The 25,684-nt window shown below is 53.4% G+C and carries 19 protein-coding genes; 2 read left to right on the top strand and 17 right to left on the bottom strand.

Annotated features, from left to right (window positions below; translation table 11 throughout):
* Positions 1–13: 13 nt before the first annotated feature.
* Positions 14–937: a M48 family metalloprotease gene (locus tag PGY33_RS10715; protein WP_118481081.1), complete on the bottom strand. Its 924-nt coding sequence runs from the start codon at positions 935–937 to the stop codon at positions 14–16.
* A 202-nt stretch (positions 938–1,139) separates the two neighbouring features.
* Between PGY33_RS10715 and PGY33_RS10710 the strand changes: the two genes are divergently transcribed.
* The gene (locus PGY33_RS10710) at positions 1,140–2,375 is read left to right on the top strand and encodes a tetratricopeptide repeat protein (RefSeq protein ID WP_270478566.1); all 1,236 of its coding nucleotides are present in this window, start codon (positions 1,140–1,142) and stop codon (positions 2,373–2,375) included.
* Between the two features lie 41 nt (positions 2,376–2,416).
* Here the strand turns inward: PGY33_RS10710 and PGY33_RS10705 are convergent, their stop codons facing one another.
* From PGY33_RS10705 to PGY33_RS10680, 6 genes are read right to left on the bottom strand one after another with little or no spacing between them, the layout of a single operon-like run.
* The gene (locus tag PGY33_RS10705; protein WP_118481083.1) at positions 2,417–3,928 is read right to left on the bottom strand and encodes a tetratricopeptide repeat protein; all 1,512 of its coding nucleotides are present in this window, start codon (positions 3,926–3,928) and stop codon (positions 2,417–2,419) included.
* Entirely contained in the window at positions 3,925–4,890 is a 966-nt protein-coding gene (locus PGY33_RS10700) for a WYL domain-containing protein (RefSeq protein ID WP_270478565.1), read from the bottom strand. Before PGY33_RS10700 ends, PGY33_RS10705 begins: the two co-directional genes overlap by 4 nt.
* Positions 4,887–6,185: a hypothetical protein gene (locus PGY33_RS10695; protein ID WP_118481085.1), complete on the bottom strand. Its 1,299-nt coding sequence runs from the start codon at positions 6,183–6,185 to the stop codon at positions 4,887–4,889. Before PGY33_RS10695 ends, PGY33_RS10700 begins: the two co-directional genes overlap by 4 nt.
* 23 nt (positions 6,186–6,208) lie before the next feature.
* Positions 6,209–6,976, bottom strand: coding sequence for a PP2C family serine/threonine-protein phosphatase (locus PGY33_RS10690; RefSeq protein WP_118481086.1), 768 nt, complete (start codon positions 6,974–6,976; stop codon positions 6,209–6,211).
* A gap of 5 nt (positions 6,977–6,981) precedes the next feature.
* Positions 6,982–7,725 (bottom strand): vWA domain-containing protein, encoded by a 744-nt coding sequence (locus tag PGY33_RS10685; protein WP_118481087.1) that lies wholly within the window; start codon positions 7,723–7,725, stop codon positions 6,982–6,984.
* A gap of 27 nt (positions 7,726–7,752) precedes the next feature.
* Positions 7,753–10,746 (bottom strand): hypothetical protein, encoded by a 2,994-nt coding sequence (locus tag PGY33_RS10680; protein WP_118481088.1) that lies wholly within the window; start codon positions 10,744–10,746, stop codon positions 7,753–7,755.
* Positions 10,747–11,069: 323 nt separating this feature from the next.
* Here PGY33_RS10680 and PGY33_RS10675 point away from each other — a divergent pair, with 323 nt between their 5' ends.
* Complete coding sequence (locus tag PGY33_RS10675; RefSeq protein ID WP_118481089.1) at positions 11,070–13,460, top strand: S-layer homology domain-containing protein; 2,391 nt, start codon at positions 11,070–11,072, stop codon at positions 13,458–13,460.
* A gap of 637 nt (positions 13,461–14,097) precedes the next feature.
* On the opposite strand, the gene cas6 is transcribed toward PGY33_RS10675, so the two are convergent.
* The 10 genes from cas6 to PGY33_RS10625 all read right to left on the bottom strand — a co-directional run bounded on the left by cas6 (position 14,098) and on the right by PGY33_RS10625 (position 25,525).
* The gene (cas6, locus tag PGY33_RS10670) at positions 14,098–14,829 is read right to left on the bottom strand and encodes a CRISPR system precrRNA processing endoribonuclease RAMP protein Cas6 (RefSeq protein ID WP_118481090.1); all 732 of its coding nucleotides are present in this window, start codon (positions 14,827–14,829) and stop codon (positions 14,098–14,100) included.
* Positions 14,826–15,647, bottom strand: a complete 822-nt coding sequence (locus PGY33_RS10665; RefSeq protein WP_147356937.1) for a hypothetical protein — start codon at positions 15,645–15,647, stop codon at positions 14,826–14,828. The genes cas6 and PGY33_RS10665 overlap by 4 nt, the downstream gene beginning before the upstream one ends.
* Before the next feature lie 10 nt (positions 15,648–15,657).
* The gene (locus PGY33_RS10660) at positions 15,658–16,284 is read right to left on the bottom strand and encodes a TM1812 family CRISPR-associated protein (protein WP_118481092.1); all 627 of its coding nucleotides are present in this window, start codon (positions 16,282–16,284) and stop codon (positions 15,658–15,660) included.
* Entirely contained in the window at positions 16,281–17,723 is a 1,443-nt protein-coding gene (locus PGY33_RS10655) for a TM1812 family CRISPR-associated protein (protein ID WP_118481093.1), read from the bottom strand. The genes PGY33_RS10660 and PGY33_RS10655 overlap by 4 nt, the downstream gene beginning before the upstream one ends.
* A gap of 7 nt (positions 17,724–17,730) precedes the next feature.
* The gene (locus PGY33_RS10650; protein ID WP_118481094.1) at positions 17,731–19,689 is read right to left on the bottom strand and encodes a TIGR03986 family type III CRISPR-associated RAMP protein; all 1,959 of its coding nucleotides are present in this window, start codon (positions 19,687–19,689) and stop codon (positions 17,731–17,733) included.
* A 3-nt stretch (positions 19,690–19,692) separates the two neighbouring features.
* On the bottom strand, positions 19,693–20,049 hold the full coding sequence (locus PGY33_RS10645; protein WP_118481095.1) for a hypothetical protein: 357 nt from the start codon (positions 20,047–20,049) through the stop codon (positions 19,693–19,695).
* The gene (locus PGY33_RS10640; protein ID WP_118481096.1) at positions 20,046–21,332 is read right to left on the bottom strand and encodes an RAMP superfamily CRISPR-associated protein; all 1,287 of its coding nucleotides are present in this window, start codon (positions 21,330–21,332) and stop codon (positions 20,046–20,048) included. Before PGY33_RS10640 ends, PGY33_RS10645 begins: the two co-directional genes overlap by 4 nt.
* Positions 21,319–23,292, bottom strand: coding sequence for an RAMP superfamily CRISPR-associated protein (locus PGY33_RS10635; protein ID WP_118481097.1), 1,974 nt, complete (start codon positions 23,290–23,292; stop codon positions 21,319–21,321). The genes PGY33_RS10640 and PGY33_RS10635 overlap by 14 nt, the downstream gene beginning before the upstream one ends.
* Positions 23,289–24,830 carry a Cas10/Cmr2 second palm domain-containing protein gene (locus PGY33_RS10630; RefSeq protein WP_118481098.1) on the bottom strand — a complete coding sequence of 514 codons (1,542 nt, stop codon included), beginning with the start codon at positions 24,828–24,830 and terminating at the stop codon, positions 23,289–23,291. The genes PGY33_RS10635 and PGY33_RS10630 overlap by 4 nt, the downstream gene beginning before the upstream one ends.
* A 455-nt stretch (positions 24,831–25,285) precedes the next feature.
* Positions 25,286–25,525: a hypothetical protein gene (locus PGY33_RS10625; RefSeq protein ID WP_118564673.1), complete on the bottom strand. Its 240-nt coding sequence runs from the start codon at positions 25,523–25,525 to the stop codon at positions 25,286–25,288.
* Positions 25,526–25,684 lie beyond the last annotated feature (159 nt).

Here is a 25,684-nt window from a genome sequence, read left to right as displayed (position 1 = left end):
AATCAGTGTCCGCTCAGTTGCCGAACGGCACCGTGGTATATGCGCCCAACTGCTGCAGGTGAGCAATGCGGCTGTTCTTATCCGGATGGCTGCTGGCGAGTCTTGCGAACAGGCCGGTCTCGCGTTCGTCACCGATGCGGTCAAGCAGTGCGCAGAGTGCGTCACCGAAGCCAAGATGGAACGCGAACTCGTCCGCTTCGTACTCGGCGGAACGGCTCGAGTGCATGACGAGGGTGGTGCCGACGCCGCTCCACACCCAGCTGCAGAAGCCGACGAACAGGATCATCATCGCGTGGCAGATCGAGTTCATCACGAGTGCGAATACGCCGTCTCGTCCGCCGACCAGCAGCGCCGCCAGATCGGCACCCCAGTGAATGAAGTTGATGAACAAACGAAGGAGCAGGAGAACGGTGGTGATGATCATGTTGCCGATGGTGACGAACAGGATGAGGTCGGTGTCCTTGTGGGCGATGTGGCCGAACTCGTGAGCGAGTGCAGCCTTGATCTGCTCCGGCGGCATGTGCAGCAGTCCTTCGGTGATGCAGATGGTTTTGCGGCCGGTGGCAAAGGCGTTGGCGGACTTGTCGTCGTTCATGAACAGCTGCACGTCTGCGGGAACGGACGGGTCAAGCTCGCGTGCACGCTCGTGTACTTCACGAAACAGCGGCATGATGTAGTTGAGGTAATCGGTTCGGCAGATTTTTTTGCAGCCGGTCTGCAGACGCAGCAGCCACTCGCCGAACGGCGAAAGCGCAACCGCAAGGGACAGCGCATAAAGGACGGCGCCGATGAGCAGTCCGACCGGCACAGGAACATTGCTGGAGTAGAACACGAGCGCGGAGCAGCCGCTGATGATGAGGACGTTCAGGATGAGGTAAATGATCAGAGAAATGTTGGATTTCCGCAGGATTCGTTTGAAAAGATCAATGAAATACATAATAATCGCTCCTTAAAAGTTGTTTTGTTTTCAGCTGATGTACATAGTATAGCATCGGGATATCCATCGGAGATTTCAAAAACAATAGAAAACACAGCCATGGACCGCTGACAGCTGGGTCTATGGCTGTGTTCCATTTTTTCGGAAAATATGGTATACTAAGGACAATACCGTACAATACAGTACATCACGGGGGAACGACATGGACGAAAACAGAGAAGAACGCTTTTACGACCTGTTAGAGGCCGATGAAAACGATGCGGAAGCGCAGTATCAGATCGGTCTGTGCTATTTAAACGGCGACGGAACCGATAAGGATACCCAGAAAGCAGAAACGTATTTCCGCCGTGCTTCCGAACTGGGGCATGCAGCGGCAGCGGAGATGCTGGGGAAGGACAGTATTGCCGATCAATCTCCGAATACCGAGAATGTTAGCCTGCCGGAACTGTGTCTGCGCGCCGAAAAGGGAGATGCGGATGCGCAGTATGCAGCGGCAATGCAGTTTCTGGAGAATAATCGCTCCGAAGCACAGCGTTACCTGCGTATGGCGGCCGAGCAGGGTCATGCGATGGCGTGCTACCAGCTGGCCAGAACCATGCTGCCGGATACGCTCGATTATGGATGTGCTGTACACGAGGAACAGCCGACTTATCAGGAAGCCGTAACGCTGCTTAAAAACGCGGTGGACTGCAGCTGTGCACCGGCAGCGGAGATGTTGGCGCAGTGCTACCTGTACGGACTCGGCGTAGCGCACGACCGCGAACAGGCGGAAAAGAATTTTGAACGCGCGGTTCGGTTTTCCACGCCAGAGCAGGCGGCGGAACAGATGCTTCAGTTAGCACTCCGGTATGCCGAAGGAGAAGATATTGACAAAAGTCTGGGTAAGGCGTTCAGCTGGGTGCGAAAGGCCGAGCAAGCCGGTATGACGGACGCGCGTGCGCAATTTGACGAAAGGCTCGCACAGTACGAGCAGAAGAAGAAGGAACGCGCAGAACAGGAGCGGCGGCAGGCAGAAACGCACGCCGAATGGCAGCGACAGCAGGCGCAGCTGGCCGCCGAGCAGCGGCGGCACCAGGAGGCTATCGCGGCGGAGGAACAGAAACAGCAGGCAGCTGCCGAAGCCGAGCAGAGGAAGCGCCGGGAGGAGGAGACCAAACAGCGGCAGGAGGAAATTGACGCTGCTGCAAAGAAATTACATAGCGAACGCCAAAAGCAGCAAATAAGAGATACGTTCTATCATTATCTGGACCGCGTGTTGGAGATTTTGGGTCAGATCGCTGGCGGCATCTGCAAAGTGCTGATGTTTATCTTTGGTGGTATTTTCTCCCTGATAGGTTCAAAAGATAAAGACGAATCTTCCTGCGGCTGTATACTGCTGTTTATTGTTGTAGCGTTAATTTGGTATGCAGGAAGCCAGGTATTACATATCTTTTCGTAAAATAAACAGCCTGACCTTATGGTCAGGCTGTTTTTCTGTTATTACAGGTCGTTCAATATGGTCTGCATCTCCTGCTGCAGCGCGGAAATCCTTTCTTGTGCTTCCTTGATCTGCGTGTTCAGCAGTTGTTTTAGCTGGTTGTTACGGTCAACATTCGCCGAATGATTTTTGAGATTCCGGATCTTCTGCACCGTCTGGAAGATGTTCCACAGCATGGCCAGAAGAATAACAAATGCCCATGCAAGCATCATCATACCTACATTATCTGCGTCCGGATCCTGCGGAAGCAATACGCCCCAGAACATCAGCGTCATAAACAGGAAGATAAATTCCGAAATATAGCGGCGGATGCTTCCTTCACGCCAAAACTTAAACATAAATATACCGCTGAGAATCTCGCACAGGCTGATTATAACCGCGTTGGTGCCGTTGCCAGACTGGAAGGATAGCAGCACAAGCCCCAGCATACTTATTGCTGAAACTACTGCACCGATGACCAAAAGGGTTCTCTGAGCCTTTCCCGGCGGTGTGCTGATATCATGCGGCATGGTTAGCCATTTATGCACATTTTCGCGTTCAAACTTTTGCGATTGCGCGCGTGTTACTCGCAGCTCTTGCAGTTTGTTTTCCCATTCCTGCAATTCCTGCTGAATCTCATCATAACGCTTTTGATTTTGGGCTTTGGCCGCCTGACGTTGCTGTTCTTTTTCCTCGGCCTCGCGCTGCTTGACGGCTTCGGCTTCCTGCCTCTGCCGCTCCTTCTCCTCGGCGTCACGCTGCTTCGCTGCGCGATAGTTCTCTACATCGCTGCTGAACTGCTCCATCGCATCGGACACACCGGCGTTTTGCGCGCGCTTGACGTAGCTGAGTGCCTTACCGTAGCTTTCCGGCACGCCGTTGCCGACCGCGTAACGCTCGGCCAGCTCGACCAGCGCCATCGGCTTTCCCTGCTGTGCGTACAGCTCGGCGGCCTTGACAAAATACGCCTCGGCCTGTTCCGGGTCGTTCTGCAGCGTACCGCGTGCGTTCAGATAGCAGTCGGCCAGCCGTTCTGCCGCATGCGGAATACCGCAGTCAAGCGCATTTTTGAAATAGCGGACTGCCTGTTTTTCCTTCTCGAACCGATCATTCTGGTTTGCACAGTTCATCGACTGCTGCAGCAGGCTTTCGCCGAGTTCGTCGCACGCCTGCCCGTTGCCCTGGTCAGCCGCAGCTTTCAGATAGCGGTCTGCTTCGGTCTGCGCCATACCGTGCGCCATGAAGTACCGCGCTGCCGCGTACTGCGCGTCCTTGTCTCCATCCTCGGCTTTCATACACAGTTCGAGGATGTCGGTCTCCGCAGGTTCCTCCGGCGTGCCATGATTGCCGCTTTCGAGCAGCGCTTTCGCCTGCTCGTGTCCCTGATTTGCGGCTCGTGTCAGCCACTTTTCGGCTTCGGCGGTGTCCTTCTCCGTGCCGTCGCCGTTCAGATAACACAGGCCGATCTCATATTGAATGCCGGCGTCATCGGTGTTTTCTTCCATCAGATCATAAAAACGATCTTCTCTGTTCATTGGATGTTCCCCCTTGTTTCTGTATTTTCAGACAGTGCTTTTCGGAGTACCGCCGCAAGCTCCTCCTGCAGCACCTTTGGTCCTTGCAGCTGCACCATTGGGCCGAGATACAGCAGCCGCCGAACGATCTCATGCGCGTCAAACCGGTACCACCGGAAGGACAGCTGCACCATATCGTGCGAGGTCTGCCGCGTTTCCTCGAACTGCTGGTTCTCGAACACGAGAAAACAGCGTTCGACGGCTCCCTTTTCCGGTTTGACGGCCAGCCGCACCGGTTCGGGTATGAGCAGGCGTTCCATCGCCTGTTCGATCTTCTCTTCCGGCACATCGCTCGTCTGCATCGGTTCCGGTTCGAGGATGTTCTCTAACTTGGCTTTGATCGTGCGGTCCTGCTCCTCAGAATAGAGGATCAGCCACCAACGGCGGTCAAACGCGCTGTATTCCAGCTTCCATGGCAGAGCGGAGGCGGTCTGCGGCGTTTTGTCATCCCGGGTGCGGAATCGGTAGCGGATGTTCTGCCGACCACGTATCGCGCGGAGCAGCGTCCGAATTTTCTCCTGCTCCTGCAGGCCGCATGGCGCTGCATGCGGTGCATAACGCTGTATTGCGTCAAACGAATCGCTGCCGCCGCAGAACTCCGACAGGCGGTCGTACAGGTTTTCCTCGAGCAGCAGCCGCGCCTCCGGCATGGCCAGCATGTACGAGAGCCACTGCTTTTCAGTCTGCTGCATCGGCAGGCGCAGTTTTCGGTAGTTAAGGTTCAGATAATAGCGATTGTCCGCGCGTTGGACAATTTCGTAATCGAGCAGCGGTTTTATGACCGAATCTGCTTCGGTAAGCCCTTTTTTTCTCGCCAGTTCAAAGGCTTCGCGGACGGAAATCGTTTGACCGCCTTGCAGCCGCGCGAGCAGCTCCAGCGCGAGAAGAAAGGCGCGATTATAGTATTTATGAAACAAATTCACGGCATATTTCTCTCCAGATTTTCGAGCATTTGTGTCAGATGGGACGAGATCCGGCTGTCCAGATCGTGTTCTCCGGGCAGAATGCGCAGCCACGGCGCAAAGGAGCGCAAAAACGGCACCAGTTCACCCGGATCGTTGACATAAGCGCAGTAGTATTCCTGCCCGTCCTGTTCGATGATCTGTCCCTGCCGTATCTCGCGTTCGAACTGGGTGCGCATACCGGGCGCGCTGTCGAAATGCAGTTCGGCACGAACCTCGGTTGTATCTCCGTAGGTGATGCGGCCCGAGCAGCCGGTGTGCGTGAAGGTGTCGGCAACCGTCTGCACCGCGTGTTCCCAGACCTCCTCGGATACCGGTTTACCCTTTTTCACCGCATGGATGCTGCCGAGCCGCACCATCGTCGGCATTTCACCGCGCATACCGAGCAAATACCAGCGGCCCAGCCGGGTGTCGATGCGAACGGCCACCGGCAGCAGCGTTACGGTTTCTGCCGCCGGCTTGACACGTCCCTGCACGGCCTTTTCGGTTTTCAGCTTGTCCCATTTGACTTCCGCTTCGGCGTGCTGCGCGATGATATCCAGCAGCTGATAGACCAGATCCTCGTCCAGGATATTGGCGTTTGTGTTATGGCGCAGCAGGAAAGGAGACGGATGCTCATGCGTATCGCCACGGCGATAGCGCTCGTGTGCCACCTGTTCGCAGATAAAATATCCGGTTGCGCGAGGATAGCCGACACCCGAAGCAAAGGTGACGAAATGCTCGAACTGCATCAGCTCATCTTCGGACAGAATGCCGAGAATGTCCGGCGAGACGGCAAACCGGCTGCCGTTTTTACACAGATAACCGGCGCTCGCCAGGTCTTTCAGGTGGCGCAGCACCCAGTTATACAGCGAAGTGCCGTCGGCATCGCTTTTACCCTCTTTTTCGAGTCGGCTGCACAGTTCAGGTGCGGTAGCTGGCTTCTGCGCCAGACCATTCAGCATGGAGAGCGTCAGCGGCAGTTCCTTTTGCTCGTCCATCGTGTACAGCGAGTAGCTGCCGGACAGACCGTATTTTCCGCTCTCGGTATACAGCCGTTCCATCCGCGGGTACTTGTGTCCGCCGCGGACAAGTGCATTCTGCTCATCCTTCGGAAAGATATCGTAGATCAGCCGCAATTCCTGATCGTAGGATTTGACCTTGATGATATTCGCCGCTTCAAAATCCTCGCGGGAGAAAAAGCCGTATAAGTAGATATGACTGAGCAGGCTGCGAATGCTCTCGTACTGCCGCCGTCCTGTGATGTTTTTACCCATAACCCATCCTTTTTTCGTTTCTCTCAGAGTTTGAGCAGATTGGGATCCGTGTGGCCCTCCTGCTTTTCCTGCACCCGAATGACGATCAGGCTCATATCATCCGAGGTGCGGGACCAGAACACTTCGTTCATGTTCTTTTCCAGCAGAAAGCTGACCTCGTCCTCTTCCTTCTCTTTCAGCCAGCGTGCAATGGTCCGGCAGGCCGGAGCAGGCTCGCCGGTCGAAGTCTGATACAGGCTTTTCGCCGTGCCGTCGCTCATCATGAGCAGGGTGCTGCCGGCTTGGAGCGTGCCCTTCTGAATTCGCAGATGCTCGACCGCATCGTCGCCGGTGATGAACCAGGTTTCGTTTTCGTATTCGCCGTTTTCCGGCGGACTGAATGTGCGCATTTCGCCATTCGGCTCTACAAGAATCTGCACACCGTCTCCGATGTGACCGGAGATATAGCGGCCGTCCTCAGCGATGGCAACAAACAGCAGCGTGCACGCCTGATCGTAAAGCGAATAGGGTTTGTTCAGCATGGCATTGGTGGCTTCGACCCATGCACCGGTTGCGACCATGTGCGGTTCGTATTCCCAAAAATCTTCAAAGCGTACGTTCAGCTTGCTTGCAACCGCAACGGTTGCCAGCTCTGCACCGATGTGGCTGTACGGACGGCTTCCGGCGCCGTCTGCAAGTGCAGCCGTGGTGTAATCATCACCGGCGAATACCGCTGTTTTGTCCTGACAGGGGATGTTATGCAGACTATGGTCCGAGCCGGTCACCCTTGCTAAACTGATCTTGAATTCCATACGGTTCACCTCTTGTAAACGGTCTTTACTTCACCCCATTCAGCGGTAGGATCGTACTTGACTTCCTCGCCGCTGAGCGATCGGCTGGTCTTTTGGATACTGCGGCTCAGCCAGCCGAAAAAGTCCATAAAGCGCAGGTCGTTCAGATACTGCACCTGACCGTCCGGCGACAGTTTGCCGAGCGACGTATACTCCGCCTTATCCGCATCGCCGACCGACACGCACAGCACGCTGAGGTGCTTTTCGTCACTTTCGGTCTTGAGCAGCCTGGCGGCCTTGTCCAGATCACGCATGGACTGGCTTTCGTCGCCGTCTCCGATCAGGACGAGCCATGGACGGTAATGGCTGACACCGACCTTGTTGTACCGCTCGAGACGCCGCTGCAGAATGGTATGTGCGGTGAACACGGCGTCGGCAAGCGGCGTTTCACCGTCGGCGTGCAGTTCCGGAATTTTGAGCCGATCAGGCGACTCAAAATCGCATTCTACACGGGCCGAGGTTCCGCCGTAGCTGACAATGCACAGTTCAACCGAATCCGCCGCGATCGGATCGTTCTCCAGTTCCCGGCGAAAGCGTTCGAGACCCTCCATCATCTTGTGCAGACGACCGTTCTGCAGCATGGAATACGAGCAGTCCACGCATACGATGATCGGTGTGCGCGATTCCGGATTGTTGGCCAGTTCTGTAAGGCTGATCTTGCTTTCCTCCGGTGTCTCTACCGGATATTTGGGTTTTTTACTGGAAGCCATAGTGGTTTCTCCTTTCGTGCACGGAGGTTATCGGGTTCCCAAATGCTTGGCAAGGCAGCTGGAGCACCAGACGGATTTTCCTTTCATCCGCATCTCGCGGATCTGAGCCACGCTGCGGTTGTAGATGAAAGCGCCGCAGTCGTCACAGTGTTTGGCGCTCAGGCAGTCCGGGCACAGAATGTCTTTGTTCTTGCGTTGAAGGCTCAGGACTTTACCGGCGGTTGTGGCAAATTCCTTGCCGCATTCCGAGCAGGTAACGCGGTAAGTCTGGTGGTTCAGATTCTGCTGAATATCCCAGCAGAACAGACAGAGCATGGGCTCACGGTTCGCCTGACGGCGTTCATATACATCCTTGCCCAGATTGAATGGTTTTCCGCAGTCCTCGCAGACCAGATCGACCATTTCGGTGCCGTCCTCGGACACATCGGAAATATCCTTGTACGAGTTCGGAATCAGTTCGTCCGTGCTGTGCCCAAGCTCGATCTGGCGGACATACTCGGTCATGGTCTCGGCCCACTCGGCAGCGGTTGAACGTTTTTTGTTGGTGAACGTGTTGTAGAACGGCGTTTTGACACGGCGTGTGGTGTGGCTCCAGATGTAGCGCGAAAAGCCGACAGGCGGGTTGAGTTTGCTGTTGGCAGGCTGGTCCTCATCGTCCGAACGGTAGGGATACGGAAATGTACCGGCAATAATAGCATCGACTACATCCTGATTGTTGTTGTTGCGGCTCTCGTAGGGAGCACGGCCAAGCGTGAGGATCTCGAACAGCAGTACCGCGAGGGAATACTGCTCATCCTGAATGGTGCGGGTAAAGCCAAAGTCCACTCTGCCGAGGCGTTTCATCTCTCGATGGCGTTCCGGCGGCGTGTAGCGCACCGTGCCGACTGGACAGCCGAAAGCGCCGACCTGGTAGCTGTCGCAGTCTACAAAGCTGACACTGCAGTCCTGCGCGACCATAAAGTTGCGCGGATTGATATCGCCCATTAAAATATCGTGGCTGTGCATCTGCGCAAAGATGGACGCAATATTGGCAGCAATCTGTGCCAGACTTTTGCGCGTCCAGCCGCGCTCGATGATGCGGCGCTGCCCACGGCCGGGATGGAACACGGTCAGCGCCAGTTCGACACCGGCGGCACTCGGCATGAGAAAACCGACCGGGATTTCATCCTTCGTGTACAGCATCGCGCACGGCCAGCAAAGACCGTGAATATGCGGATCATGCTGCACCATGTAGTCCAGCTTGTTCTTACGCTCAGTGTTCATTCGCTTTCCGGTGTAGATTTTGGCCGCCAGATGTTCCGGCGAATTGGTATTGAAGATTTGGCCTTCACCGCCTTCACCGATCTTGGACAGTAAGCGAATTTCGGAATAGTGTCCGTCCGGCCATGCGGCGTTGAGCACGGTGCCGGTTGTGCTGTGCGGCGCCTTCGGCTCTGTGGGAACCGGTGCAGGTGCGGGAGCCGGTGTGGATTTTGGGTCTCTCATCTCGGAGAGTATCGGACAGGTTGCACCGAATAACAGCAGTTCGGCTTCGTCCATCGGCTTGGACGTGACGAGGTTGCGGCAGGGCAGCGCGGCAGCGGCTTCTGACATGGACTTGTCCATGGTCAGAAGCCAGAAGCGCGTAGTCGGGTTCTGGAGAGCGGCGGCACGCAGATTGTCACTGCTGCTGCGGCTGGTGGTCGGGCTGTACACCACACGGATGAGACCGTGTTCGTTGAGTGCTCGCAGAGCCTTGATCGCGTTCTTTTCGCTCTTATGCAGCTTTTCCAGCGCGCGGCGCCGTTCCTCGTCGAATGCTTCGGTGTCGGACGGACGGCTGCTGCGGAATTTGGAGAACATCGTGCCGATAACGGACGAATCCAGCCAGAGCTGCTTTTTCTCCTTTGCGAGCAGCGGCAGCAGCGTTGCGGAGATATAACGGCGGCCGACTGCGGACTCGAACAGCGTTTCATCTGCTGTGAGCACAAAATTCTGCAGGACGGCCTGTAGCTGCTGTTCCAGCTTGAACATACGGCGCTCGGGACGGAGAGCCGCGCTGACCTCCTCCGGCAGACGCAGTTCATCCGGTTTGTTCTCGGCGAACTCCGAGGTATCGCCGGTCTCATCGAGCTTCTCGAGTTTTTCCGTGGTCTCACGGCGCTTTTTCGATCGTTTTTCGGTCTGCTCGGCAAGCTGCCTGCGTTCTTCCTCGCTGCCGCGCGGACGGAGCATCGAATAGGACAACAGTTCTTCCAGCTTTGTGCGGTCCGGATATTCGTAAATTTTTCCGTCCTTTTCGTTGATGTTGTAGTTTCGGATCACGTCCTTGACAGCGGCGATCTGCTCCAACGTCAGTTCGTCCGTACGGAATACCACACAGGCAGCGTCGTCAAGGTCGATCGGCGGCGCACTGAATTTCCGGTGGTACTCTTCTTCGATGCGTTTCCAGTACGCGCGAATTTCGTCCGCAAACGGAAAATCCTCTTTTTTGCACAGCGGTACCGTAATGCGCTGCAGCAGCTGAATATCCTGCTTTAAGCTGTCTGCTGTGATGTTTTGAATGCCCTCGATCGTGTCGTGCGAGTACTTGTTTCGCAGGTGAATCGCTGTTTTCAAGTTTGAGGTATAACTCTCTGTGTTATCCATCAAATTGAAGTAGCGAAAGAAATTTTCGCTGTCTATCGGGTGCTCGTCCGGTTTTTTCTTATCGAATACACGTTCATGACCGTGAGCCAGATATTTTAATGTACACTGGTAATCAATAGAGGAATATGGGTCGGACGGTACTTTGTTCGGATCGCCGTCATACTTGTTTTTCCCTAAAAGATTCTTGCCATATTTACCTTTTACTTTACTTTCCAGAAAAAGTCCTCTCCAGAACTCCGCATCGGATACACCGTCGTCTTTATTCGCCGCTCGGCAGCCTTCGGCCAGAAACCGGCGCACACCATCGGCTTCGGTCAGGTTTTTGCCGAACAGGTTGGCCATGCGTTTCTGTTCATAATCCAGTTCGATGCTCTGCTGTTGTTTTTTCGCCATCGTTCTCCCTGCCAATCCCTTTTTGTGTTGTTTCCAGTTTATCATATATGCAGCAGGATAATTTTCAATTTCCATAGAAATCGCACCTGCCTGAAATGTTACAAAAAACCAATTTTAATTATAGCACATTTGCCTTGATGCGCAAGGGAACCGCAGCCGAGAAATCAGCTTTTGTACCCGTGTTTTCTATCGTTTTTGAAAGAACAGAACGGTACTTTTGCGGTATACTGCAAATGCCGTCAAGGGATGGCGGCATTTCTTTACTCCTTTCATAGAGACAGAAGATTATCCACACCAGAGTGCCATAGAAGGAGGAATTTTTCATGGCAAAACGTTTTTTCAAAGTACGGAGCTGTATCGCGGCGGCTTTGTGCATCGCATCACTGTCCGCCGTCAGTGCGCAAGCGTTCTCGGATGTTTCACCGAATGCTTATTACAAAACGGCGGTGGATTGGGCGGCCTCCGAAGGCATTACATCGGGCTCGGACAAGGAACACTTTTCGCCGGACAAGCTGTGCTCGCGTGCACAGACGGTCACGTTCCTGTGGCGGGCAAACGGCTCGCCTGCGGTCAGCGGGAACAATCCGTTCACAGATGTAGCGCCGGAGGATTATTTCTATCAGGCGGTGCTGTGGGCCGTGCAGAACGGCGTCACATCCGGCACCTCGGCAACTGAATTTTCGCCGTACAAACAGGTAACACGCGCTCAGGTCGCCACGTTCCTGCATAGAGCCGTCGGCAGTCCGAATCCGCAAAGTATGGCCAGATTTGCGGATGTGAGCAGCAGCGCGTATTACGCGAACGCTGTTTCCTGGGCTGCAGCCAGCGGCATAACAACAGGTACGTCTGCGTCCGCTTTCTCGCCGGATAAGGGGTGTACCCGTGCCGAGATAGCGACCTTCCTGTACCGCAGTAAAAACGGTTCCACGCAGACGACAAAACCGGAACCTGCGCCGGAACCGACACCTCAAGTGACGGAAAAGCCGGTCAGCGACCTGACGAAGCTCGACGAGAAGAAGGAAGAGACCAAGCCGGAGATCGTCGAATCAGACAAGACGGAGGACACGCGGGAGCCGCATGAGACACCGTGCGTCACCGATGCGGAAGGTGCGTACAACGCCATCTATCAAGCAATCGTCAGCTACACAACGGAAGTGGACCTGCGGCAGTACCATGTCGATTGGAATACCTTCTACAAGGTGTGCAACCAAGCGATCGACGACGCCTATGTGTTCGACCCGGATGGTCCGTATCGGCATTTCTCCTTTGACACCACGCGCAAGACCAATAACGAGGTTGCTCGCTTGACGATCGGGTACGAGTATCTGAACGGTGCAGACGTTAATATCAAGCGAGAACAGTACAAGAATCTGCGCAGCGCGGTCAAGATCATCGTAGGCGAAGCTGTCACCGACGATATGAGCGACTACGACAAGGCGAAGGCGCTGCATGATTATCTGGTGCTGAACAACGAGTATGATATGCGCCTGTACTCCGGCAATATGCCGCACATTTCGTACACCGCGTACGGCGCTATCCTCGAGCATACCTCGGTCTGCGCCGGATACGCCTATGCGTATAAAATGCTGCTCGAAGAAGCGGGGATTCCGGTCGAATACGTCCGCAACAGCAACCATGCGTGGGATATCGTGCAGATCGACGGTGAGTGGTACCATGTGGATACCACTTGGGACGACCCGACGCCTGACCGCAAGGGTTATGTCCGGTACGACTACTTCCTGCGCAGCGACAGCTTCATGTCCCGCGATCATTCCGGGTGGACGGCGTCCCGCAAGTGCACCAGCACGAAGTACGACAACACGACCGTTCTGAATGACGAGGAGCAGAAGCAGCAGGAGGAACAGGAGCAGTACAACGCGCTGGTCAATGAAATCCTTGCGCAGATGCAGCAGCAGCTGGCGGCGATGCCGTATCAGGATGCCGAGTCGCTGCGAAACGCCGAAACCCTGACGAACGATGACGTTTCCTGCAAGATCTATATTCCTGCTGACAAGTATGAGTACGGACCGATGCAGAAGGCGTGGGAAAAGCTGACCCAACTGAATACCCGTGAGGATTTCGTCATCTGCGGTACGGCTAAAACGCAGAAGACCGAGGACAACCGGTGGTATTTCTCGGTGTTCCGCAAGGACATTCAGGCGGAGATTCAGCGCCGTCAGGACGAGAACTCGCAGGCGGTCTCCGAACAGGGTGAGAAACTCATCCTCGAGCTGCAGCGCGCAATCAAGTCCGGTGAAGCGGCGGACTACGTCTACAGCTGCCCGAACTATTCGGAAGCGGCTATCAAGTACGCCTGCGACCGCATGAACGCGGACGATTACAGCTTTGAGGACTATACCCACATAGACTACATGCTGTTCGAGATGCCGACCAGCGTGGAGATCCTCAATCACCGCTGGGAGCAGAACCGAATCAAAGCGTGGGCAGAGGTGTTTGAACAGGGTATCCGCAACCGCGAGACCCGCATCACGGTTGACGTGCCGAGCACATACGACCCGGGCTTTACGCCGGTTTCCTCCGAGAAGGACTTCATTTCCTGGGGTGCGAACAACGCTTTCTACGAAGGAAATGTCGTGGACGGCATGGTAGCCGGTAAGGATTTTCGCAAGGTAAAGAGCGGGTTCAGCACCGACACCAGCGGCGAGATCAAGAGCTTTTTTGTCGAGGTGGAGTATCTGGACGCGCAGTCGTAAGACAAACAGGCGATAACCCAATAGGATTAGTTGAACGAAGAACCGAGGGCTGTTCCGGCGTATGCAATAGGAATGGCCCTCGGGTCCTTTGGTTGCGTTGGTGCGAACCGCGTGATATAATATTATTCAAGAGATGGTTTGGGGCAGGTTTGCACCGCAATAAACGGCTAATTTTATCGGTAATAGCGCTGTAATATCAAATTTTTGCAGTGATTATTATAACAAGTTACAGAAAAAACAGCTGAATAACTGAATTACTTCGTTATTTTTATGCTGTTTTGCCGAAACATTTCATACCTCTATGGGGACAGCAACGTCATCATGCTGATGTAGTCCACCTGCGCAGCGAGAAAACATTTCACACCCCTATGGGGACAGCAACACGATTGCGAGAGGCATTGTCTCGTACATTTCGCGAAACATTTCATACCCCTATGGGGACAGCAACCCCGCGTAAGTGTAATCACCATACTGATAGGTAGCACGAAACATTTCATACCCCTATGGGGACAGCAACTCCTTAGCAACCTCTGTGCCAGAACCCATTGCAAAACGAAACATTTCATACCCCTATGGGGACAAAAAGAAAACCGATATGTCCAATTGGACATATCGGTTTTTACTTTATCCGCTATTGTTATTTACATGTTACGCCGCCCATACCGAGCGCCGTTTTAATGCCGACGCCCGCATATGGTGCAAAGTGCAGCAGCAGATTCGCCATCGTAAGATGAAACCCATCCAGACGGCATTTAAGCGTCAGCTCTCCGGTGAATCCGGGAATGGACTGTCCTTTGAGCAGATAATCACGGCTCGACAGCCGGTACTCGGCAATGCGAAGTCCGTTTGCGATCGCCTGAATGCCTTCGCCGTCCTCGTCCTCGATCGGACAGACCTCCGCAAAACAGCCGTTCCACTTGTTCAGCAGATTTCGCATAATGAGCGGCACGGACGGCAGATTGACATAGCTGCCATCACTTTTGAACGTGGTCGGCGTGAGAAACCGCAGCTTCATTGTGCGGTGCTCGGGCAGCTGCAGCAGTGTGTCCGCCGAATCAATATGCTCAATCTGCATCGTGTTGACATGCAGTGATTGGTTTTCTCGACGCAGCCAGTAGCGGTCCTGCTGCTCAATGATCGGGGCCAGCACGGCTTCGCTGTCCGCGCCGAGGAGATTTACATGCCAGATCACCTGCTTGTCCTGCACAGTGATACAGCTGCTGAGCGGCGTGACGCCGTTGCTGTGCATACGCTCGCCAAAGCCGTGCGGTGTCAGTGACAGCAGCGAAGAATACAGGTGGTAGCCCCATTCCGGAAAAATACGCGTTTCGTGCTCCGGCAATAGGGTGATTTGGTAGTGGGTGATCATGGTCTATACTGTCCTGTCATTTCCTGATACTTGCGATAATACTTACTGTGCGTGGAATTTCGGCTGACAATGCCGCGTGCTCTTTTTAAATAACTGAGCGGTACGGCAGCAGGCAGGGCGGATTTCGATACATTATCATTGATTTCCAGCTCTGCATCAGACAGTTCGCTTTTTGCTGTAAAGCTGCTGTCGATTACTTCGCGCTCACTTTTCAGCGGTGTATCACATATTTTCTCCACACCTCGGCAAACCGCCTTCATATAGTAATCCAGATAGGGAAGTTCCATCGCCTGAAAGATATCGCGTTCGATACAATGGAGCAATTTAGGTTCCGTTTTGGAACCGCGCGTTATCATTTCGGTATAAAACAGATCATACCACATTTTGCACTCTTTGTTTTCCGAACGTGCTGCCGGATTCTTACCGAAATTCTGAATCACTGTTGCCAGTTCAAGCAAGCTGTCCTGCAGTTCCATCGCCAAGCCTACTTCTGATTCGCAAGCGCGCAGCGGTTCTGCATTGCTCTCCTCGTCATCAATGGATACTTCAGTGTTTGTTTTCTTGGTACGTTTCTTCTGTGCATCCAGCCGCAGATATTTCATTGTTTTGTGAAGAAAATGCGTGAATTGGCCTTCTTCTACATTAAATCTTTCGAGCAGCTTGCCGATTGCATCAATAGGCTGGTCTTGCCAGAACGCACTATCCTCATTATATACTTCGCCCCATATTTTAATATACAGACCCTGTTTATTGGGATCTTCACCTGACATCTGGCTCCACTTGACTGCTAATTCATCTAAATTAACCTGATTTGCCACAATGCTCACCTCAGCTTTCCGAGATGATCTGCTCGATAACAGCGCGCGGATTCTTGACCTTGTTGGCTGCCAGTAGACGAGTAATTTCGTCCAGTTGGATGAGCGCGGTCATATCGTTGACATACGCACCCTTTACTTCTCTATCTTTGCGGTCGATACGTCCGTATACCAGGCAGGAGATCGAAGCGTTATCCAGCAGGCGGTACGCATACTGGATGGCCATTATCATAATCTGAGACAGCGGCTTCACGCCATAGGTCATGCAGGCGTACATTTCATCGTTGTCATGCACCATCTCGATTAACCTCTGGAAGGCCTCGATATTGCTGCGTACACCTGCATCTGCCGGAGCAGATACCACTTCAATACCACGCGGATAAGTGAAACCGATCTTTTCACTCATCTCTTTTACCTCTTTTTCAAACTTTTTCAGATTTTCCCGGCAATTTTCGATATCTGTCTGAATTGCGATAATACGAACTTCTTCCTGCGGCTTTGCAAACGCGTGAAGTGCAGTTATAATCGGAAACGCAGTTCCCTCATCCATCTGCAATACTGGGTTATCGACCGCATGGTATACATACTTCTGCAGCGATCCCGGTGCCTGCAACGGTGTCATACTAAAGAATATTTTCATTTCTTACCCTTCTTTTTCTTCGTATTTGCTTCACGCGGTGGCGGCTCCAGGTGCTTCAGTGCATTTTCAATCACTTGCCTGATATAAGCCGCTGTGACTTCTTCAAGCGGATGATAGCCGCACTTTACCAGATACTCCATCAGCAGGTCGATATCCGAGGTACCCTCATCATTAGCATGGTTTGTCATATTGCGAAGCTGCTTAATATACAGATAATCCCGTGCAATTGTCTGCATCTGCGGTGTCGAATAGGCTGGATTTAGCTTATATCCAGAATACGGCAGGATCTTTCCCATATCTACAATGGTTTCAATCTGCTCGACATAGTGTGCATCGCCGTTTTTGTCCTTTTGTGCACGGTAATAGTCGCTCAAACCGAATTTATTCAAATATTGCGTACAGTGCGAGGACCGTAAAAAGCCTTTTACAAACTGCGATACATCCGCATCGACATATTCGCTTGAAGGCTGCAGCGGTGTGCCGTCATCAATGCGGAGGATATCACGCTTGCCGAAGATTTCCGCCGGAATGCGTTCGGTATAAACCGTTATTGCCTGCTGCAGCATATCTGCGGACAGGCACCATCGAATCAGTCCTACCGTAGTCAGTTCCCGTTCTCGAAATGTGTAGCGAAAAGCCGGAATGAGCACACGCAGCAGCGGATCACTGCATTCGCCGACTGCTTTCAGCGCCCGATTGAACTGTGCCATACAGTCGTTGATTTGACGTGTTCTGCACAGCGTGATCGCCTCGTTAAGCGCTTCGAGTGCATCGAGCAGTTCGCCGATCCGTTCGTCCTGCGGCTCTGCGCCGAAATACTTGCGCAGGGTGCGCACATTGCCGAACGAACTCATCTCCTGCATGCCGCCTACCAGGTCGAACATGCGGAGCAGATCGGATACATCGGTGATCTGCTGGTTGTTAAAATCAGCATAGGTTGCACCGATCGTCTGATTGTGATTATAGGTCAGTACGCGGCTGAGAAGCAGCAGATACATCATCGTGTTGCGCCACCCGCCGGTCGTTTCCAGCAGAATTTCATCACCCATGCTGTTTTTGCCCATGCCGCCCGGCTGGATCTCGTTCAGAACACGCTGCAGCGGACCTTCGGTAAACACCTCGTCATTCTGAAAATCAATAATCTTAAAGATATCGTCCGGTAATTTAATCTGCTTTTCTCGTGCGAACTCCAGAATATGCGTTTTGAAAAAATCCAGCGTGCTTTCCTTTGCCTGCGGCGTTACGATACAGATGATCGACCGGACATCCGGATGTGCCAGCAGCATGGCCTTGACCGGCGCTTCGTTGGTCTGCGTACCGGTGATCTTGTGGGCCTCGTCCATGCCAAGTACACCGGCCGCGCAGGCATAGTCCTGGGTTTTCCGCTTGGATTCATCCTCGCTCAGCAAGCTGAGGAATAAAATAATTTTTTTCGCCATGCTGACCTCACTTTTTCTTCTTTTTCGAGGATTTTCCGGTATTCGACGAATTAGTCTTTGCACCAAATTTCAGGAGCAGTGCAGCTGTTGCATCCTCTGCAGAATCATACTTCGGCGCATCCTTTTCGGCTTCCTCACGCAGTTCGGCAACCGACGGCAGCGGATAATACATTTCCTTGAACAGCAGCCGCTTCGGTTCCTTCTTCTGGTCGATCGTCAGGTAATCCACCATTTCCGTATCCTCTCGGATCGTCTTTTTCAGATAGAAGAAGTCCTTGATTTCAGGTCTATCATCCATTTCCGGTACGGTTTTCGATTTATTATCGTTCATAAACTGTTTATACGCCTGGATGAATGGCTTATACTCTGCGGTTCTTCCTGCGCTCTCGAATCCGGAAGCCGAATAGAGTGCTGCGAAATCGAACAGCCGCAGATTGTCCAGTTTGACGCTCATACGGCCGAAGCCGTATGGCTTGCCCATGCCAATCGACTGATAGCAGCCATCATTCAGCAGCAGCGACCATAGCAGCAGACCGAGTTCGTCCTCCTTAAGATTTTTGAAGCGAATTGTACCGCTGAACGCAGTTCCCTTCTTCATAGGACGCAAGGTAGTCAAAACCTTTTCATTGCCGCTTTGCGGCAGCGGGAATTCTACATCTTTAAGCCAATACTGCTTAAAACCGTTTAATTGGAAGGCGTCTTTCGGCTCATTAGGCTCATAAGAATAGTGCTTTCCTTCCTGCACATATCCCTCGAAAAAGCTGGGTTTTGGCTCACCAAGAACAGTTTTATACTCATCAGCAGACACGGCACTGCTTATGGCTTCAAAATCGCCGAAGGACACGCGCGAACGGTAAGATGTATTACTGCTTTTTTTGTTTTCGTCCTTAAAATTATGTGTAAACCCTAAAACCGCATGTGGATAGTCCAGTGGAAGCTCATTCTGCGAGGTAATACGCTTCTGCATTTTCCGAAAACGCTCGGGCAGCCCTTCCGCAATGGAATGCGAATGACCGATGCGCAGATAGCGTGCCATGCCGAAATAAATGTGCCCATCATAATTTACATAGAAAACCGGCTTACTCTGTCCCTCCTCCGGCAGCTTCCAGAACTCCTGATACGCTTTCGCCGTATTTTTGCGCGCTTCACAGTCCGCCTGATAGGACAAGCGGTCAGCTTCCGAAATATCAATGCCGTGCTGATCTCTGTCGATCGGCGGAAAAACATACAAATGGTTTTCTTTCTGTACCGGTTTTCCGGTAAACAGCAGGATACCGCGTTCCTTGTATGCCGGTGCATTTTCCGCTTGATACAGTGCGGTGACATTTTTGCCGTCCGACTCATATGCGACTGCTTCTGTGCAGGCATATTTTTCTTTACCGAATACTTTTTCTGTCAGTTCACGCGATACACGCAGTACCGGCGTTTCTTTCGGCAGCGGATAGATCCGGTATAAGCCGTTTTCTCGCACCAGATAACCCGCGTTGATATTGTGCGGTATGGAAATCGACTTGCCGCTCCGGGCCTTTTCCGGCTTTACACCCAGCGTATCCTGATAGTATTTGCGCAGCGGTTTGCGCGCACCTTTTCCTGCAATTTCGCGGTAATAAATCTGGTAATCCTCCAAATCCTCATCCTTGAGAACCAAACCATCCCCAAGAATCTGCATATTCTCCCTTACCATGCCGCGAATGGTAGAGCCGGGAATCATATAGTTTCCGTTGGCGCCGCGGAAGAAATCCGCGTTTTTCTGTCCGTCCGACACGAAAACCGGCGTTTCTGCGGTAAGCGTCAGATGAATCTCACCGGTGAGCAGGTCTGCACAAAGTTCGTCATGCGCAGGCAGTTTGCTTACATCGGTATACCGCATAAACGGCTGACGATCGGTAAACGGCACGAAGTTATATGGTGCACGAACGGTGTTTTCCAATGTTTTCGGCGGATAGTAGTTATCGTCCTTCGCCATTCGTTATTCCCTCCAATCGTACAGGCAGACGGCGCTCACACCGGCCTGACCGTCCTCATCAAACGTCAAATATTCGCGCACGCTGATTTCACTGCCCAGATTGCCCTGTAATTTCTTATACTGCTTTTCGATGTACGGCATATCGTCCTGTAAAATCACACTGCGGGCCCTCAGTTCGCCGTTCTCCCGGAAAATGCGGATTTCGGTATCGTGATCGAAAAACCGTGCTTCTATCAGCTCATCCCAGTTGATATCTATCGGCATTTTGCCAATAACAACACGGCTCAGCTCGGTCACCATGACGAACTGCAGCTTTTCGGCCTGTTGCAGAGCCTGTTCTATGCTATCTATCCGTTTCATGTGCGTTCCTCCAGTGCATGCAGCCAGGCCGAAACCAGATTGTCCGTGTCGTTCAGCTTGCAGCCGTCCGCGCCGAATGTCATATCGGCGGTTTTGTCCCCGCACGCGATCGCAATGCGGGATACCTTAATATAACCGCGTCCGACAGCGCCGCCGCTGCCCAGATTATATAACCCGAGACCGAGGTCGCGCAGTGCGTAAACCAACAGCGCACAGCCGCAGATATCATCCTGCGGTGCTGTGATGGTCAGCGTGACGCCGCTTTTCAGCGGTTCTTCGGTAAACAGTCCGCGGCGTATTACGCCTCCGGTGAATTTATTGATGCGGATACGCGAGATCTTCTGCTCTTTCGCCTTATCCAGCACCACATCGGTGAACTGCACCCGACCGGCAATGCCGTTATCGCCCTGTGCCGCACCGCGTCCAAACAGTTCATCCACGCTCTCCGAGCAGTGGAGTAAGTCGGCGATCGCCTGCACACGGGCACGCACAGCACCCTTGACCGACGAACCCGGCAAAACTGCCGTACCGTTCTCCTTAATGTTCTGAATAATCTCCTTACGCGTGTTATTCTCATCGTATTCAACACGCGGAACCGAACTCTTGATCAGAATGCTGTCCGCAACGCCGTTGACTGTGAATGTACATACACTTTCCGTGCAAATCTCCGGCAGTTCAAGCGTTTGGCCGTCAAATTCATCCTGCAGCCAAGCCTCCCGGTCGGCCTTGTCGGTCATGTGATAGATCTGACTGCGGACTGTCAGCGCAACCCGTCCGAAGCCGTTGGACTTCTGTGCGCCCAAACGAATCTCGCCCGCGTGCAGCGCACCGAGCATCTGCTCGATCTGCGCCGGACCGTCCGTGTCGCTTTCCGCGCCCAGCCATGTCAGCGAGAATTTCATCACAGTGCCGCGTGCAATGTGGGCCACATCGAATTTGCCGCCGTCTGCCGCAGACCCCATTTTGCCGTTGATGCGCAGGCGCGGACGAAGCTGTATCGTGGTATCCTCCGCCGATTCCACTGCTTTTTCCTTGATTTCCATATCGGAAACGATGAGCTGTCCGAACTTTTCCTGTGAGCCGAACAGCGCATTTGCGGCGTTCTTATCCTGCTTTTCCAGCCAGCCGCGCAATGCACCTGCCAGAGAAGCAGCCTGCAGGAATGCCTGTCCGTCCCGGTGGCGAAGTACGCGGTCGATACTGCCGTCGGAAGGACCGGTACGCAAGGGCGTTTCCGTAACTGCCGTTACCTCATAACGAACTGCTTTATCAAACGTTGCCATGGCCTGCGTCCTCCTTTCGGCTGTGATCGAACAGGTCGCAGAGCAGCTGTACCCGTTCCGTTGTATTTATATTTTCCATCCACGGTTCTGACGGATGAGACAGCACTGTGTTGACCAGTTGCTTCATTTTCGCAAACTTGCTGGACGTTTGTTCACCCTTTTCCGCATTATGAGCAAAAAATCCATTCAGTTTTTGCAGAATATCGGCTTTGTGTTTGTGTTCCTCGCAAATGGCCTGGATAGAGCCAAGCTGGCTGTCCGAAATATCGCCGGCGAATTTCTTTTCACACTGCTCCATGATCCATGTCAGACGCTTACGACGCAGTTCAGCCATATTCTGTCGGCGCGGTGCAGCGGTGTACTCCACCGGCTGTTTTGCCTTGATGCTGCCGAACAGCGATTCCGACAGGAACAGCACCTGTCCGAACCCTTCTGCGCGGCGCAGACCCAATCCGCTCTGCTCGATGGCGGAAAGATGTGCCTCATCCGGCGATTCACCATCAAAGCTGATTTTGAACAGGCTGCCTGCATCGTACATGCGGACGGCCGGTGTGTGGCATCCCCACTGACGGTTAAAGCCGCCGTATTCGGAGACCGAAGTGCTGCTGAACTCGGATTTTACACTTGCCACACCGAGGTTTTCCGCGAGCACATCCCAGTTGATACCGCACGGCTCACCGTACTCGTTTGTCATGCTGAGAGGTGACAGCGCGAGCATATAAAGCACCTTGTTATTATCATGACGCTGCATGCTGCCGTATCGGCGGTACGCCGGAGCATCACAGGCTTCAATGCTCATGCGGCATTTTCCCATGCCATCATAACGGTCGGCGCCGATCCAAACCGTACCGCACAGCACCTCTGCCAGCTTGGGCGCAATGGATGCATCATCGAGCAGAATGTAGCCGTCAAACCGCTGTCCTGCGTCAATACTGCGTGTCTGAAAGATATTCGTCTTGTCAGCGCCGCGTTGAATGCGCTGACTGCCGCCGGTCCTTGCATTCCAGTAGTGCAGCACGCCGTTTTCGATCGTGCAGAACGAACCTACATCGGCACGTTTGGAGCCTTCGGAAATTTCGCCGTCCTCTAAAACCGAACGAAAATCGCTGCCGTCCTTCTGCTCATAAAAACCCTTGAGGGACGGGAGAACCGCCGGATTGTCATTCTGCACCGGAAATGCGCTCAGAAAGCGCGTTTTCTCGGTCAGCAGTGCAATTTTGTTGGCAGCAAACCAGTCTGGTTCCCGTTGAGCGAGCAGGCTGGCCGCCATACCGCGCACAGCTGAACCGGCAATGCAGCCGTGCGTATCCCAGCTGTTTTCGCCGGAACGGTTGTAGTCGGTCATGCTGACCGGCGTTTCCGTATAAAGCGTGTAATGCAGGCAATGGGTCGCTCCAACTGCCGGAAAGGCGGTTTTCTGCGCTTTTACCGGCTCTGCGATAACTTTTACATGGCCGAAGCCACGGCTCCGCATCGTGCCAAGCCACTTGATGCCGAGCGCGGACTCCCGCACGAGCGACACATCCTGCTCCTCACAGAAAATCTTGCCGATAAATTTCTGTCCTCTGCAAATACACATCGCCGAACGTAATGTACCCGTTTTCACAACATCGTTTTCTAAACTGGTAAACGTGCGGTGATCATAGCAGGTCTCGCTCTCCTCCGGCTTTTCTTCGAGTGTCAGCGGTGTCAGGTGCAGACGGCGTCCGCCTGCCGTACCCGTCCAGCCTTCCTTGCCGAGCAGTGCCTCTACGGTATCCGTCGGGCCGCCGCTCCACTCGAGCAGATCGTGCATGCTCTCACGCAGCAGGCCCTTGAAGGTAGTACCTTTGAGATACGGATAACCGTTTTCGTCCTGACAGACCGCGATATCCTCGCCGCCGGGAATGCTGTGACCTGAGCCGAAAATCGTATCGGAAAGCAGCTCCAATCTGACTTGTAATTCTACCTGCCTGCTCATGCATTCCCCTCCAGTCGCTCAAAGTGATCCATCATTTCGATCGCGTCAAAAAACAGACAGTGAGAAACCGGTTCACTGTTCCTGCTGCCGTCATCAAAGGTGCGGAACGGCTGCTTGTCGATCTCTTTGCCGTTTTTCAGCATGGCGGCAAATTGGGCATACTGCTTATCTGCCGTATCAAACTGCGCTTCAAATATCGTGCGGAGCAACTTGGTGATTTCACTGTCCTGCAGCGCATAGCGGCATTCCAGATCGCCCTGCTTGATGGCACCGCGCAGTTCCTTGAGCTTACCGCGCGCAATTTTTTCGCCGCATTCCTGCACCGCCTGCTTCATCTGCATACACATACCGCGTACGAAATCATAGGTGCGTACATTCATTTTCGTGCGCGCAGCCTCGTCCATTTTGCCCTCGAGCACCACCACCGGACGTAATTCCATGCGTTTTCCGTCCTCGGTCTGGTAGTCCGCACGAATCTCGCGGAGGTTTTCCTTGAGCTGACCAAATTCGATATGCCAATCCATCACAGATACCGAACCATCTCCGCAGAGCGAAACGCCGTATTTCTTCGCGCTGCTGCACAGTGCCTCCGCCAGATCATATGCCTGATGGAACGGATATTTCAGGTGTACCATAGCTACGCCCGCACAGGCCGCATAGGTTTCGCCGTCCTGCGGATTGGTCTTTGCGGAAAGATGCTTCATAAACCGTTCGGCACATTCCAGACCCAGACAGCCGCGCGCGACAAAGCACACATCATCACCGGCAAGAATGACCGGACGTACCGGAAGGATTCCGGTGCGGCCTGCGGGATTGTCGGCCTCGTAATCGGCCACCTCTGCCGCCATTTCCCGAAAGGCGGATTCAAAATCGTGCTGAATGCCCTCGCTGAAGCAGCGCAGCTTGTCGCAACAGGCGTCCCAACTTTCGGTTTCTGAATCGTACAGATTCTTTACACGCTTGCCCATCGAATTGCCGTCAATATGAACGACAGCAATAAAGTTCTCGTCGGTCAGGCCCTGCAGGTCTACAAAGTCCTTGGCGAACGCCCAGCCTTCCGGCGGGTCGATTGCGTTCGGTGCAGTAAGCGATGCAGCTTCCGCTTTCTGCTCGATGCCGAGCGAGGTCAGCCGAAAAGACGCCTTTCGCAGAGACTTTTTCTGCTCGAGCGCTTCGGACAGCCAAACCAGATTCTGACCCGGTGTCGCCGGTTTTCCGTTCTCGTCTGTCTCCCGATATTCCATCTGCTTGGCAAACAGCTCAAGGCCGTCATACTCGCGCATGGCCTTCTGCGTTACCTGCTCGGCAAAGCGTGTTGCCGTTGCTCTGTCCCCAAACTGGAGAATGGTGTGTCCGCCGCCTGCGTACACAAAATTCTCACGGCTGTTGTAATATTCCGGTGCAGCCTGCTTGAAAAATTCCTCGCTCGTCACATAGCGGATGATATCCGAACGTGCCGCGTTATCCCTTAGGTGGATGCTTGAAAATATATAATCCTGCTTTCTGGAAACCTCCAGAATCAAAAGTATTTTGCTCAAGGCACTGCCTCCTTTCGACATGATTTCATTATAGCACGATTTGGCAAATGTTCAATAATATTCAACAAGTTCTTGTAGGTGCATCCCGGCTTTTGTTGTGCATTTCGCCCTGTTTCGGGTGAGAAAAAAGTGAAAACAGACATCACCTCCTTCTTATGTGGATTTTTTATGTTACGCGGTCAGTCGTCGGTCGCTATGGAAATGATCTTCACGGCCAGACCGATCACAGCCAAAATCGTCTGCGGAGTCATGGATTTCACCTGCCTTTTTGTTGGATTTGCGCACTTTCTGCGGCTTTAGTCATCGTTTGCGATGCTGATGATCTCGGCTACCAGACCGAGGATAGCGATAATGCCCTGAGGCGTCATGCGGATTCACCTGCCTTTCCTGCTGTGATTCGGAATGCCTGTCCATCTATGTATATATCACCACTCCCTGTTCCATTTCCCGAGGATTTAGAACGGCTCATCGGCAAAGCCGCCGATAAAGCCGATGATCGAGCCGATAGCACCGCCGACGGCTGCGCCTGCCGCCGTACCGACTTCCGCGCCGAAGAACGTGCCGACCGGTCCGAAAAACGAACCGCCTACCGCACCGACACCGGCAACGACCGCGCCGCCGATTCCGGCACCGGTGGTGCCGCCCATAGCCGCACTGGATGCGCCGTTGGCCATGCGTCTTGCAAATTCATTCATGCTTCCTGCCTCCCTTCCTTTGGATTTTCAGAACGTGTCAGTTCTTGTCGATCGTGTCGATGATCTCGGCTACCAGACCGAGAATAGCGATAATCGTCTGCGGCGTCATATCTTTCACCTGCCTTTGCTATGTATTTCTTTCAGGAAAATCAGTCCTTT

The organism is Butyricicoccus sp. AF18-9LB, assembly GCF_027684505.1.
GTDB lineage: Bacteria > Bacillota > Clostridia > Oscillospirales > Butyricicoccaceae > Agathobaculum > Agathobaculum butyriciproducens.
This window is presented reverse-complemented; position numbering and strand designations above follow the sequence as displayed.